The organism is Dietzia sp. UBA5065, from assembly GCA_002415925.1.
In the GTDB taxonomy this organism is placed as follows: domain Bacteria; phylum Actinomycetota; class Actinomycetes; order Mycobacteriales; family Mycobacteriaceae; genus Dietzia.
This window is the reverse complement of sequence record DIAZ01000080.1, coordinates 4,938-17,615: the sequence shown is the minus strand read 5'-3', so window position 1 is coordinate 17,615 and position 12,678 is coordinate 4,938. Positions and strand designations below refer to the sequence as shown.

14 protein-coding genes are annotated in these 12,678 nt (G+C 72.3%); 8 read left to right on the top strand and 6 right to left on the bottom strand.

The genetic code is table 11. The features are described 5' to 3' along the window. Positions 1-108 precede the first annotated feature (108 nt). Entirely contained in the window at positions 109-1,656 is a 1,548-nt protein-coding gene (locus B4M60_RS06005) for a DUF4389 domain-containing protein (protein WP_291081233.1), read from the bottom strand. A 119-nt stretch (positions 1,657-1,775) separates the two neighbouring features. Continuing rightward, entirely contained in the window at positions 1,776-3,059 is a 1,284-nt protein-coding gene (locus tag B4M60_RS06000) for a cytochrome P450 (RefSeq protein ID WP_291081231.1), read from the bottom strand. Between the two features lie 55 nt (positions 3,060-3,114). Between B4M60_RS06000 and B4M60_RS05995 the strand changes: the two genes are divergently transcribed. Together B4M60_RS05995 and B4M60_RS05990 are read left to right on the top strand one after the other, a co-directional pair. Then, on the top strand, positions 3,115-3,831 hold the full coding sequence (locus B4M60_RS05995; RefSeq protein ID WP_291081229.1) for a TetR/AcrR family transcriptional regulator: 717 nt from the start codon (positions 3,115-3,117) through the stop codon (positions 3,829-3,831). A gap of 507 nt (positions 3,832-4,338) precedes the next feature. After that, positions 4,339-5,550 carry an MBL fold metallo-hydrolase gene (locus B4M60_RS05990; protein ID WP_291081227.1) on the top strand — a complete coding sequence of 404 codons (1,212 nt, stop codon included), beginning with the start codon at positions 4,339-4,341 and terminating at the stop codon, positions 5,548-5,550. Between the two features lie 22 nt (positions 5,551-5,572). Here B4M60_RS05990 and B4M60_RS05985 read toward each other — a convergent pair whose 3' ends face one another. Both B4M60_RS05985 and B4M60_RS05980 read right to left on the bottom strand, forming a co-directional pair. Beyond that, positions 5,573-6,700 (bottom strand): sensor histidine kinase, encoded by a 1,128-nt coding sequence (locus tag B4M60_RS05985; RefSeq protein WP_291081225.1) that lies wholly within the window; start codon positions 6,698-6,700, stop codon positions 5,573-5,575. After that, positions 6,697-7,443, bottom strand: coding sequence for a response regulator transcription factor (locus B4M60_RS05980; protein WP_291081223.1), 747 nt, complete (start codon positions 7,441-7,443; stop codon positions 6,697-6,699). Before B4M60_RS05980 ends, B4M60_RS05985 begins: the two co-directional genes overlap by 4 nt. A gap of 186 nt (positions 7,444-7,629) precedes the next feature. Here B4M60_RS05980 and B4M60_RS05975 point away from each other — a divergent pair, with 186 nt between their 5' ends. From B4M60_RS05975 to B4M60_RS05965, 3 genes are all read left to right on the top strand, one after another. Then, the gene (locus tag B4M60_RS05975) at positions 7,630-8,322 is read left to right on the top strand and encodes a DUF305 domain-containing protein (protein ID WP_291081222.1); all 693 of its coding nucleotides are present in this window, start codon (positions 7,630-7,632) and stop codon (positions 8,320-8,322) included. A gap of 178 nt (positions 8,323-8,500) precedes the next feature. Continuing rightward, positions 8,501-8,698 carry a hypothetical protein gene (locus tag B4M60_RS05970; protein WP_291081220.1) on the top strand — a complete coding sequence of 66 codons (198 nt, stop codon included), beginning with the start codon at positions 8,501-8,503 and terminating at the stop codon, positions 8,696-8,698. A gap of 134 nt (positions 8,699-8,832) precedes the next feature. Then, positions 8,833-9,381, top strand: coding sequence for a hypothetical protein (locus B4M60_RS05965; protein ID WP_291081218.1), 549 nt, complete (start codon positions 8,833-8,835; stop codon positions 9,379-9,381). 162 nt (positions 9,382-9,543) lie between these two features. On the opposite strand, the gene B4M60_RS05960 is transcribed toward B4M60_RS05965, so the two are convergent. Then, positions 9,544-9,924 (bottom strand): hypothetical protein, encoded by a 381-nt coding sequence (locus B4M60_RS05960; protein WP_291081216.1) that lies wholly within the window; start codon positions 9,922-9,924, stop codon positions 9,544-9,546. 261 nt (positions 9,925-10,185) lie between these two features. Here B4M60_RS05960 and B4M60_RS05955 point away from each other — a divergent pair, with 261 nt between their 5' ends. After that, on the top strand, positions 10,186-11,229 hold the full coding sequence (locus B4M60_RS05955; RefSeq protein ID WP_291081214.1) for a TerC family protein: 1,044 nt from the start codon (positions 10,186-10,188) through the stop codon (positions 11,227-11,229). An 81-nt stretch (positions 11,230-11,310) separates the two neighbouring features. Here B4M60_RS05955 and B4M60_RS05950 read toward each other — a convergent pair whose 3' ends face one another. Then, positions 11,311-11,865: a hypothetical protein gene (locus B4M60_RS05950; protein ID WP_291081212.1), complete on the bottom strand. Its 555-nt coding sequence runs from the start codon at positions 11,863-11,865 to the stop codon at positions 11,311-11,313. Positions 11,866-12,111: 246 nt separating this feature from the next. On the opposite strand from B4M60_RS05950, the gene B4M60_RS05945 reads away from it, so the two are divergent. After that, entirely contained in the window at positions 12,112-12,300 is a 189-nt protein-coding gene (locus B4M60_RS05945; RefSeq protein WP_291081210.1) for a hypothetical protein, read from the top strand. A 73-nt stretch (positions 12,301-12,373) separates the two neighbouring features. Beyond that, positions 12,374-12,678 (top strand): enoyl-CoA hydratase-related protein (locus B4M60_RS05940; RefSeq protein WP_291081208.1); only part of this gene is annotated, 305 nt, incomplete at its 3' end.

The following is a 12,678-nucleotide window of genomic DNA, read 5'->3' as shown; positions in this document are numbered from 1 at the left end:
CCGACCCCACCGACCCCGCCGACCCGTGAGTTTGGTCGACGCCCCACCGAGTTTGGTCGACGGGATTCGCGTCGATCCGCCGGAGCACCTGCGCAGCGTCGACCGAACTCAGTGCTCCGGCGACCACGCTGGGGTCGTCGGCTCGGTCGTGGGCTCGGTCGTGGGCTCGGTGGCGGGCTCGTCCGGCCCCTGGTCCAGCCGGAACGGCGGGTACTCGTCCCGCAGAAGCAGCACGTAGGACCCGACGCGGTACACCCAGCGGTTGAGGCCCACGATCAGGTCGAACAACCCGGGCAGGTAGCGGCCGGTGAACAGCAGCCCGATCGCGACGATCAGCACGAGCAGCCCCAGCAGGGAGATGTTCCAGCCGCCGGAGGCGGAGGCGTTGCCGGCGGCCGCCCCGCCGCCGGTGAGGATCCCCACGATCATCAGGTGCGGGATCGCCAGCAGCCACCACTTGACCAGCACGAGGCCGCGCGAGAGGTGGTCGGGATAGGCCACGTCCAGCCCGGCCGGGTAGTCGGCGGGCGCGAGCGAGAACGGCGGATAGCGGTCGGTGCCCAGCGCCGAGTAGGCGTAGAAGCCCACCCGCCAGTTCCACCGCAGCACCCCGACGGTGTACGCGAACAGCGCCCGCGGGTAGCGGCCGGTGAACAGGATCGCGAAGAACGAGGCGATGGTGACCACCACCAGCCCGAACCACAGCAGCCCCATCACGAGAAGGTGCGGGATGACCAGCAACCACTTGACCAGCCACAGCCCGCGGGAGACGCCGGGGTCCGGGTGGCCGTAGAGGCGCAGCGGGTCGGGGTCGGCGGCAGCGCCGACGCCGACGGCAGGGCCCCCGCCCGCGCCGGGTCCGCGATCGATGTCGCGCCCCAGCCCGGCCGCGCCCAGCAGGATCAGCGGCAGCCCCAGGACCAGCGCCACGATCCCCGCGATCAGGACGCCCGGGTTCGCGAGGCCGAAGAGGTCCGTGTGGGCGCCCGCCTGCACGTCGACCCACACCGGGCGTGAGCCGTCGGCGTTCATCACCACCAGCACCCAGTTGCCGGATCGCAGGTCCACGGTGATCGTCTGCTGGTCCGCCCCCGTGGCCGACTGGACCCAGAAGTCCTGCTCGGTGGGGGGCTCGGGGGCCCGGGTGCCGGGCACCTCGTCCAGGGAGGCGCCGGTGTCGGCGTCCCTGGTCCACCGCGCCGAATCGCCCACGTCGTACCGCTTGGCCCAGGGGTCGTCCCCGAACACCGCGTGCGGGACGTCCCGGAGGTAGGCCTGGACATCGGCGGCGTCGGCGATGCCGATGAAGACGTCCTGGCCGGGGACCACGGCGGTCGCGCGCAGCTGGATGCTGAGCAGGTCGTCCAGCCGGAAGTCCCCGCCCGACGCCGTGGTGTCACCCAGGTCCACCCGGATGGGCGAGGTCGTGATGGCGTGGCCGACGGTCTGGGCCCGGCTCGTGTCGGTGTAGGCGTAGCGCCCGTCCCGCTGGGAGGCCTCGGCCACCGCGAGCGCGATGCCCGCGGCTGTGAGCCCGATGCCCAGGGCGGCGAGCAGCACGCCCGCGACGAGCATGACCCAGTTCAGCGGACTGGTCCGCGCCGGCGGGCCGGGGGGTGTGGAATCGGGGGTCGGATAAGCCGTGGTGGTTGTCATGATGCGTCCTCACCGAGAAGAAATGCGGAACGCGTCGCACCGGGCGCCCCCCGCCCTGGCCTTGCCCGATGAGTCTAGGCTTATCCCCCCTGCCGGTCTACCCTCGTCCGACCCCGGGATCAGGCCGGCCGCGCGCCCAGCCCCGTCGCGGGCAGCGACACGAATCCGCGGGTGAACGGCGAGAGCGCCCGGACCGCGGCGCCGGAGTCCACTCCCACCGCGGGGTGCGCCGCGTACAGCTCCTCCACCGCGATCCGCGCCTGCAGGCGGGCGAAGTGCGAGCCGATGCAAAAGTGCGGCCCGCGGGAGAAACCCAGGTGCCCGGTGATCTCGCGGGTGATGTCCAACTCCCCGGCGGTCGGCCCGAACTCGCGCTCGTCGCGGTTGGCCGAGCCGTAGAGCATCATCACCTTCTCCCCCGCCGGGATCGTCACCCCGCCGACCGTGACCTCCCGCGTCGTGGTCCGCGCGAGCGCCTGCACGCTCGACTCGTAGCGCAGGCATTCCTGCAGCGCGCCGGGGATCAGCCCCGGGTCGGCCACGAGCATCCCGCGCTGCCGCGGGTTCGCGTCGAGCAGCGCCACCGTGTGCGAGATGAGGTTGCCCGTGGTGTCGTTCCCCCCGGCCACGATCACAAAGCAGAAGCCGAGGATGTCCCAGTCGTCCAGCTGCTCGCCGCCGATCTCGGCCTGCGTCAGCGCCGAGATGAGGTCCTCGCCCGGGGCCGCCCGCCGCTCGGCGATCAGCTCGCCGAAGTACCCGAACATCTCCGCCACCGCCGCCACCGCCCCGCCCTCGAGGCCGGCCGGACGGAACCCCTCCTCCTGGAGCGTGGTGAGCGCGCTGACCCACGGGCCGAACCGGGGCCTGTCCTGGGCCGGCAGGTCGAACAGGTGCGCCAGCACGAACGTCGGGATCCGGGACGAGAAGTCCCGGTGCAGATCGACCACCTCGCCGTCGTGGTCCCGCTCGGCCATCTCCGCCAGCCGCCCACGGACGTAGTCGCGGATGAGCGGCTCGGTCTCCGCCACGCGCTTCGGCGAGAACGCCTTGGCCAGCAGCCGCCGCTTCCCGGAGTGCTCGGGCGGATCCATCATGACGATGGTCGGCGCCAGCCCCAGCTTCTCGATCTCGTCGCGGTAGAAGGTCAGGCCGCTGGCGGAGGAGAACGCGTCGGGGGCGCACACCGCGGCGTCGACGTCGGCGTAGCGCGACAGCGCCCAGAAGTCCGGGTGGGCGGCCGTGCCGTCGCCGCGGTGGAAGTGCACGGGGTCCGTCTCGCGCAGGATCGCGTAGCCGGGATACGGGTCCGCCAGGTGCGCGGGGTCGAACGGGTCGAAGGCCGGGCCGGGTGCGGTGGACGCGGCGGGTGCGGTGGACGCGGCGGGTGCGGTGGGCTGCATGGCCCCATTTAACACGTGCTGTTAACTCAGGGGAAGGGCGATCTAGACTCGCCTCGTGCCCCGCTCCGCCGCCACTCCCGGCCCAACCCCCACGCCCAGCCCGTCTCCCCCCAGCCCAGCCCCCGCGCCCGGCCCGGCCCGACCCCGCTCGGTCGCCACCCGCGAGGCCCTGCTCCTGGCGGGCCTGCGCAGGTTCGCCTCCGACGGCTGGCGCACCGCCCGGATCCGCGACATCGTGGCCGACGCCGGCCAGGGCAACGACTCCGCGATCAACTACCACTTCGGCGGGCGCACCGGCCTGCTCGAGTCCGTCCTGCGCAGCGGGGTGGCGCGCATGGAGCCCGAGCGCCGCCGCGACCTCGACAGGTGGGCCTCGTCCGCGCCCGACCTCGCGGAGATCGTGCGGGCGGTGGTGTCACCGCTGGCGGATTTGCTCGACGACGACGAGGGCCGCTGGACGCTCCGGGTGATCGGACAGCTGGGGCCGGTCGCCGAGGTGGGCCGGACGGTCGGCCCCGGGCCGGTGGCGGACACCGCGCTGCAGGACCAGTTGGCGATGCTGATCTCGGCCGTCACCGCCCGATGTGGGCAGGAGTGGGCCCGGCACCGGGTGCGGCAGATGATCGTCATGCTCACCGCCGAGCTCGCCACTCGGGCCCGCGGCCCCGCCGACGCCGCGCCGGCACACCGCCAGTACGTGACCGACCTCGTGGACTGGCTCGTGGCGGGGCTCGGGCGGCAGGCACCCGCGCCCGAGGCGGGGCCGGCCTGAATCGGGGCCCGCTACGAGACCACGCACCAGCCCCTGCCCCCTCCGGCGTCCCGGCTCCGCGGCCCCACACGGGCCCCTGCCCCCTCCGGCGTCCCGACTCCGCAGCCGCGCCCCGGCCCCTGCCCCCTCCGGCGTCCCGACTCCGCGGCCGCGCCCCAGCCCCTGCCCCGCAGCGCCCCGGCCCCGCGGCACTTGCTCGAGATCTGAGCCCACCTGCGCGAGATCCGCGACGACTTGCTCGAGGTCTGCGCGCACCTGCTCGAACCCGGCGCACGCGACACCCCGGCAGGGCGTACCTGAGCTCGAGCAAGCGTCACCGAATCTCGAGCAACCTGCTGGCGACCGACCCGCCGGCGCGCGCTCGCCGAGCGCCGAACGCGACGAACCGTGAATCCGCCCTTACCTGAGAAAATCTGAAGTAGGTTTTTTTTTCACTACGGACTGGTGGCACACGCTCCTCCAGCTCATCTCCGCCCCGAAACCCGCCCCCGGATGAAGGACGTCGCCATGCCCCCCTCAGATCCCAGCCCCCAGCCCGCGGCCCGAGTCAGCCGCCGCTCGCTGCTCGCCGCCCTCGGCGGGGCCGCGGCGGTGACCGGCGTCGCCGGACTCGGCGCGGGCCAGGCCGCCGCCCAGAGCCTGTCCGGTTCACTCGACTCGGGCTCCCTCGACACCGGCTCCCTCGGCTCCTCGGGGAACACCCCGCCCGCCCCCATCCCCGCGGACGAGCGCGAACCCCTCGAGCTGGTGCTGCTGGGGACGCTCGCGGGCCCGATGGTGGAGAGGACCCGGGTGGGGATTGCGACGGTCCTCGTGGTCAACGGCGCCACCTACGTCATCGACTGCGGCCGCTCCTCGGTCACCCAGTACGGGCTCACCGGGCTCGAGTTGGCGGCGATCCGGGGCATCTTCATCACCCACCTGCACGCCGACCACATCGCCGACTACTACAACTTCGCGCTCATCGGCGGGGTGGTGGCCAATTCCGCGGGCGACAAGCTCGCGGGCCCGGTCGACGTGTACGGCCCGGGCTCGGCGGGCGGACTGCGACCGCCCAACTTCAACTACCCCGACTTCCCGGTGGTCGCCCCGCAGAGCCCCACCCCGGGCACCGCCGAGATGACGCAGCGAATGCACGAGGCCTACGCGTACACGTCCAACATCTTCCTCCGCGACAACGGCCCCGCCGGCGGCCCGCCCGACCCGCGCACCCTGTTCGACGTCCATGAGATCGCGATCCCCGACGTCGGGGCGAGCTACACCAACACCTGCCCGGCGATGGACCCGTTCTTGGTCATGGAGGACCAGAACGTCCGGGTCACCGCGACCCTCGTCCCGCACGGGCCGGTCTTCCCCGCGTTCGCCTTCCGCTTCGACACCGAGCACGGGTCGGTGACGTTCTCCGGTGACACCAGCCTCAGCGCGAACCTGGACAAGCTGGCGCTCGGCACCGACACGCTCGTGCACGAGGCGATCAACGTGCGCGGCGGGAACCTGCCGCCGGCGATGATCGAGCACAACCTGGAATCGCATGTCGAGGTCCAGGTGGTGGGGCAGGTGGCCGAGCGGGCCGGCGCCAGCCGGCTGGTCCTGACCCACCTCGGCGACTACTCCGGCGTGGTCGATCCGCGCCAGTGGCACGACTGGGCGCAGGAGGGCTACAGCGGCAAGGTGATCGTGGGCCGCGACCTGCAGCGGATCGTGCTGGCCACCCGCTGACCCGACCGGCGGGAGCGCGCGCTCAGCTCCCTGCCGTGGCGGGGATCGTGATGGTGAACCGGGCGCCGCGGCCGGGGCCGTCGCTGCTCGCCCGGACCCGTCCGCCGTGCGCCTCCACCAGCGCCCGCGTGATGGCCAGGCCGATCCCGCTCCCGCCGGCGTCGCGGCCCCGGGAGGGGTCGGCCCGGTAGAAGCGGTCAAACAGGTGGTCCAGGTGCTCGGGCGCGATGCCCTCGCCGGAGTCGGCGACCGTGATCTCGACGACCCCCGGCCCCGCGGGCGCGGCGCCGACGGTCACCGCTCCGCCCGCCGGGGTGTGCCGGAGCGCGTTCCCCAGGAGGTTCCCCAGCACCTGGCCCATCCGCTCAACGTCCACGGTGACGGTGGCCTGCTCGACCCCCTCCGCCGTCAGAGCGACACCCTTCTCGGCGTACTGCGCGCGGGCGGCGTCGATCGCGCCGGCCACGAGCCCGGCGGTGGAGGTGCGGGCGAGGTGGAGCCGGGCCTGGTGTTCCTCGGCGTCCGAGACCGCCACGATGTCCGAGGCCAGTCGCTCGAGCCGCCGGGTGGCCGCCCACAACACGTCCTTGGTGGCGTCGTCGAGGACACGGACGCCGTCGTCGAGGGCCTCGAGATGGGAGTCGATCGTGGCCAGCGGGGTGCGCATCTCGTGTCCCAGGTCCGCGAGCATCCTGCGCCTGGTGGCGTCCGTGGCCTCGAGCCGTCGGGCCAGCTCGTTGACGCTGCCCGCCAACTCGTCGAACTCCCGCCCCAGCTCCGGGCTCGCGACCCGGGTGCCATAGCGCCCGCCGGCGATCTCCGCTGTCGAGCTGGTGACCACCGTGACCGAGCGCTGGACCCGGCGGGTGAGGTACCAGCTCGCGAGCAGCGCCAGGAGCACCGCGATCCCCACCGCCAGCCCCCAGGCCAGGACGATCGCGATGGTGAACGCCTCCTCGACGTGCGCGGCCCCGGCGGAGTCGTGGTCGATCCCGGCCTGTCCCAAGTGGTCGTGGAAGATCCCGGGGGCCAGCGCGGAGGCGACCAGCCACGCGCTGACCGCGCAGCCCAGCACGACGCCCGCCATGGCCAGGAGCAGAAGCGTCCCGAAGCTGGCCCCGGCCAGCCGGCGACGGCCGCGCCCGCTCATCCCCCGGTCCCCATGCGGTAGCCGACGCCTCGGACGGTGCGCACGTAGCGCCCCCGGGCCGCGTCGTCGCCCAGCTTCCGGCGCAGGTGGGCGATGTGGACGTCCACCATGTGGTCGTCGCCCACCCAGTTGGGACCCCACACCGCCTCGATCAGCCGGGCCCGGCTGAGCACCACGCCCGGGTCGCGGGACAGGGCGGCGAGCACGTCGAACTCGGTCCGCGTCAGAGCGACCGCCTCGCCGCCGACGGTGACCTCGCGGCCCGCCTCGTCGATGCTCAGCTCCCCGACCGCCCGGGCAGCGGGCTCCCGCGGGCCGTCGGCCACGGTGGCGGGGGTCCGCGGCCGGCGCAGCATGGCCTGGATCCGGGCCACCAGCTCGCGTGGGCTGAACGGCTTGGTCACGTAGTCGTCGGCGCCGACCGACAGCCCGATCAGCGTGTCCACCTCGTCGGTCCGGGCGGTGAGCATCACCACGTAGGCGTCGGAATGGGCGCGGATCCGGCGGCACACCTCCACCCCGTCCAGCCCGGGCAGCCCCAGATCCAGGACCACCACGTCCGGGTCCGCCGAGCGCGCCAACGCGACCGCCTCGGCACCGTCCCCGGCGAGGGTCACCTCGAACCCGTCGCGCTCGAGATACGAGCCGACCAACTCCGCGAGCGGCCGCTCGTCGTCCACGACCAGGGCCCTCAACCCGGCGACCGGACCAGACGAGTCGTGGGCACCAGCGGGTGAGGGCATGGGTCCATCATCGCGCCCCGCCGCGGGGTGCGCCGCCGCCGCGGCAGCCTTGACCGAATCTTGACGTGACCTCCACCGGGAATGAGGGGTTCCCCGGCGACGATGGCGTGTGGCCATCACAGTCGACGGCCGCGAGGGCCGGAAGCGGGACAGGCGCCCCGCCCTCTTTGACGAAAGGACCCGACGATGACCAGCAGAGCCCTCCTCGCCGCCACCGCCGCCGCCGTACTGGCGCTCGCCGGATGCGCCGGGAACGGCACCGACTCGACGACCGCCACCGAGACCTCGCCCGGCGCCGTGATGAGCGAGACCACGACCGGCGGGACTCTCACGACCGCCACCGGCCAGGACTCCGAGCACTCCGCGGCGGACGTGATGTTCTCCCGGATGATGATCCCGCACCACCAGCAGGCGATCGAGATGAGCGACATCATCCTGGACAAAGACGACGTCCCCGCCGACGTGAGGACCATGGCCGAGGAGATCAAGGCGGCCCAGGGCCCCGAGATCGAGCAGATGCGCCAGTGGCTCGAGCAGTGGGGGGTGCCCGGCGGACCGCAGGGTGGACCGATGATGGGCGACGACGTGCCCGGCCACATGGGCGATCACATGGGCGGCGCGGACGATGCCGCCGGGATGCCGATGATGGACGGGATGCTCTCCGGCCAGGAGATGCGGGAGCTGTCCGATGCGCGGGGCCCCGACGCCGCGCGGCTGTTCCTCGAGCAGATGATCGCCCATCACGAGGGCGCGATCGAGATGGCGCAGGACGAGGTCTCCGACGGCACCTACCCGCCGACCGTCGAGCTGGCCCGGTCGATCATCCAGACCCAGCAGCGCGAGATCGATCGGATGCGCGAGATGATCGCCGCTCTGTGAGTGACCTGCGTGCCCTCTCCCGCGGGACCGTCACACCGTCGGGCCGTTGAGCGCAGGCCGTCGAGCGCGGGTGGCCGCCGCCATGTTGACGCCCGCCCCCTCTAGCCATGACGCGGTGAGAAGGCCTATGGTCATCGGCGTCCCTCACAGGCTCGGCAGGATCTGTTAAAGGAAATCGATGTCCAGCTCCGTCACGTCGCCCCAGATGCTGGGTCGCCGCACGCAGTTCTCCATCCTCGAGTTGGGGATCGGCGCAGCCCTCGCCGCCACCGCAGCGCTCGGCGCCACCCTCTTCGCTCTGACGCAGGACCCCGCCGACGCCTCCGCCGGCGCCGCGCGACAGTCCTCACCCCCGGCGGCGGTCTCCACGCCGTAGGCCGCCGGCCGCGGGCGAGCCACCAGTGTCAACATTGTCGGAGTCAGGACGTAGATTGGGACTCGAGTCGGTTTGAGGGCCCCACGCTCTCCCGGCCGTCGCACGCCGCGACCGACCGCGCCGAGGAGGCAGCAATGAACGAGCCCTTCAGTCCCGGTCCCGGCAATCCCGACGGCCGCGAACAACAGGTCCCCGCCCGCGAGGCCCCGGCGCAACCCCAGGATCCGCGGCACTTCGAGGCCCGGCGGGGTGACACGGAGCGCTTCGAGCCCCTCCCGCCCGCGCGCCAGGCCCTCCCCCCACAGCAGTACACCCCGCCGCAGCAGTACACCCAGCAGCACACCCAGCCGCAGCAGCACACCCCGCCGCAGTACGCCCCCCAGCCCTACGGCCCGCTGGCGCACGAAGGCGGCTTCGCCTACGGCAACCCGCCGGCACCGCCCATGCAGTACGGCCCGCAGGACCAGTTCATCCCGGCGCATCTCCAGGTGCCCAACCCGTACGCGCCGCCCATGTATCAGCAGTCGTTCATGTACCCGCAGCAGATGCCGCCCATGCAGCAGAACGTCTACGTCAACGGCGGGGGCAAGCGCGTCAACCACGCCCTGCACCTGATCCTCACCATCCTCACCGCGGGCCTGTGGCTCCCGGTGTGGCTCATCCTGGCGTTCGCCAACTCGTAACCGCTCCTCCCCGTCGGGTGCACCGGCGGGGTGGAGCGTGAAGAACCAGGTCGACGACGACGAGCCCGGCCCTCCCGCCCCGCGTGCCGACCACCCGCGGTTCTCCACGAGCACACACCGGCGTGGTCGACCTCGACCAGCGGTAGCGACCGCCGGGCGGCGTCAGGACTGCGTGGTCGCCACCAGTTGCCCGGCCCGATCGGACGTCGCGTGCCCGTGCGCCAGGGGCGGCTGGGGCACGGCACGGAGGTCGGGAGCCGCGGGAGTCCACGTCACGTCCACCGAGGGCTTCCCCAACAGCACTGTCATGAGGACGACCCCGGTGAACACCAGCACGGAGAACACCGCCGGAAGCACCCACCCGCTCTGGGCCTGCAGGGCGGCGCCGGCGGCGAGTTCGGCCGACGCCACCAGGCTGGCCGGCTGCGAGCCCAGGGTGAACAGGGCAAAGGCCAGCGCGAGAACCACCGCGGTCCCTATCGCGGTGAGTACCCCGGACGTCTTCAGCGCGAGACGGATTCGGGTTCCGGCGGGAGTGCTCATGGTGGTTCTCCTTTCAGCGTCTGCAAAGGATTCGGAACCGCTCCCCTCAGGGATGGGTCGGTTCGGGCCCACCTGATCCGGAAGCAAATTCTCCTGGCGCGACCTCCGTCGCGTGTGCTTCACTGGGTCGCACCGGAAGGGGAGTATCCCTCTAGTCGCCTCGTCGTCAGTACGGCCCACGGGCCCGGCGGAGCGGACCGCGCGCAGCAGCGCCGGTCGGGAGAGACCTTCGATCACCCACTGATCGAAAGGTCCCGCGTCATGCACACCCCCCTCTGGATCTGGCTGGCGGTCATCGCGTTCATCGTCGTGATGCTGGCCGTCGACCTCGTCGCCCACCGCAAGGCCCACGTCATCGGGGTCAAGGAAGCCGCGGCATGGTCGGCGGTGTGGATCGCCTTCGGCGTCGGCTTCGGCGCGATCGTCTGGGCGGTCTGGGGCGCCGAGTTCGGCCAGCAGTACTTCGCCGGCTATCTCATCGAGAAGTCCCTGGCCGTGGACAACGTCTTTGTCTGGGCGATCATCTTCGCCCACTTCGCCGTCCCGCCGCAGTTCCAACACCGGGTCCTGTTCCTCGGCGTGCTGGGCGCCCTGGTCTTCCGCGGCATCTTCATCGCCGGTGGCGCGGTGCTCATCCAGAACTTCTCGTGGATCCTCTACATCTTCGCCGCGTTCCTGCTGTACACGGGCTTCCGGATGATCCGCCAACGCGACGAGCACCTCGACCCCGACCAGTCCAAGGTCCTCGCGGCGTTCCGCCGGCTGGTACCCATGACCGACACCTTCCACGGTCAGCGGCTGCTGGTCCGCAAGGGCGGCCTGGTCATGGCCACTCCCCTGCTCGCCGTGCTGGTGCTGGTCGAGACGACGGACGTGGTCTTTGCCGTCGACTCCATCCCCGCCATCTTCGCCGTGACCGACGAGGTGTTCCTGGTCTTCACCGCCAACGCCTTCGCGATCCTGGGGCTGCGCGCGATGTACTTCCTGCTCGCCGATCTGGTCCACCGGTTCATCTACCTCAAGATCGGCCTGGCGCTGGTGCTGATGTGGGTGGGCGTGAAGATGCTGCTGAAGATCGACGTTTTCTACATCCCCACCCCGATCTCGCTGGCGGTCATCGCCGCCATCCTCACGGTGTCGGTGGTCGCGAGCCTGCGGGCCACCCGCGGCCAGGAGCGCTCGAGCCTGCCGACGCTGGCCGAGCCCCCGTTCCGGGTGGCCACCGCCGAGGAGGACGCGGAGCTCGAGCCGCTGCTGCGCCGCTCCCGCCGCCGCGACGAGACGGGCGCGGGGCACCTGAGCTGACGTGACACCGCGACAACGACGAGCCCACCGCCCCCGGCCGACCATCACCCGCCCCGCGGGCGCAACGGTCGCCGGGCGCGGTCAGGATCCGGGTTTGTACTGCCAGACCGGCACGTCGGAATCGATCCGCCTCCAATCGCAGTAGGCCTCCTGGCCGTTCGAGGGGTCGATCGCGGTCGCACCGACAGGCCTACAGCTCTTCCCCGCAAGTGAATTCGCCACTTCCGTCCGCGGCTTCAGCCGAAAGCCGGGCGTCCACGGCACGTTCGAGGTGTACGGGGCCCACAGCCGGGCGTCGGTCCGGTCGAGGTAGGTGCACCAGAGCTTGGTCCCGTCCTGGGCGTAGGCCCACTGATTGGAGGCAGGACACGCGCTGTACGCGACCACCCAGTTGGACGCCACGTACTTCGGCGCCGGCGGGGGCGGCGGAACGGGGTCCTGCCAGAACCACGGGAAGGGCAGCGGTGGGAGCTGACCCGCCGCCGAGCCCACCGGGACGGGCACCGCGATCGGGTCGATCGGCGGAAGCTCGACCGACCCTCCGGGGAGCGGCTGCGCCTGGGCGACGGGCGCGGCGGTGACGCTGAGGGCGAGCACCCCGAGTACGCCGGCGAGGAGTTTACGAATGCTGATCATGGTCTCTCCACGTGGTGGTTGGGATATGACCGGGAGTCAAGCAGAGGGGTCCGACACCGATCGCCCCCGCGGCCACCGCGCCGCCAGCCGCCGCGCCGGGTCGTCGACAACGCCACCGAGAAGGGCGCCGGCACCGGGGGGCGAGGCCTACGCTCGACATCAGCACACCCACTCAAGTCCCGCCGCGCGCGGTGGAGGAGCCGCCGCGGACCCGTCACCGCAGACCGACTCCCAGGAGGACCCGACATGACCGCCGAGGACCGCCCCGACCCGGACGAGTACACCCCGGGACCGGATCCCGTCACCGCCGCCGAGGAGTACCAGCCGGAGGTCGTGGTCAGCGACCCCACCCGCGAGGCGAACCCCGCGGACGTCGCCGACCAGGCCATCGAGCTGCCCGCCGACGTGACCGACCCGGACGAGGTGGGCGACTGAGACGAGGTCGGCTGACCCGGGAACCCGCCGATCCCGGCCGCCCCACCCGCCACCCCGGGTAGCGTCCGACATCATGCACCCCTCGCCTGACCAGGCACCCGCGACCCCGCCCGACCAGCCCGACCAGCCCGATGTGGTGGTCGAGCGCCACAGCGAGGTAGCCGTGATCCGGCTCAACCGCCCGGCCCGCCTCAACGCGGTCACCACGCGGAGCCTCACCGACCTCATCGCGGCCCTCGACGCCTGCGACGCCGACGACGCCATCCGGGCCGTCGTCCTCACCGGCACCGGTCGGGCGTTCTGCGCGGGGGCCGACATCTCGGGCGGGGGCGAGACGTTCGCGATCGATCCCGACCAGGACTCCGGCACCGCCCCGCC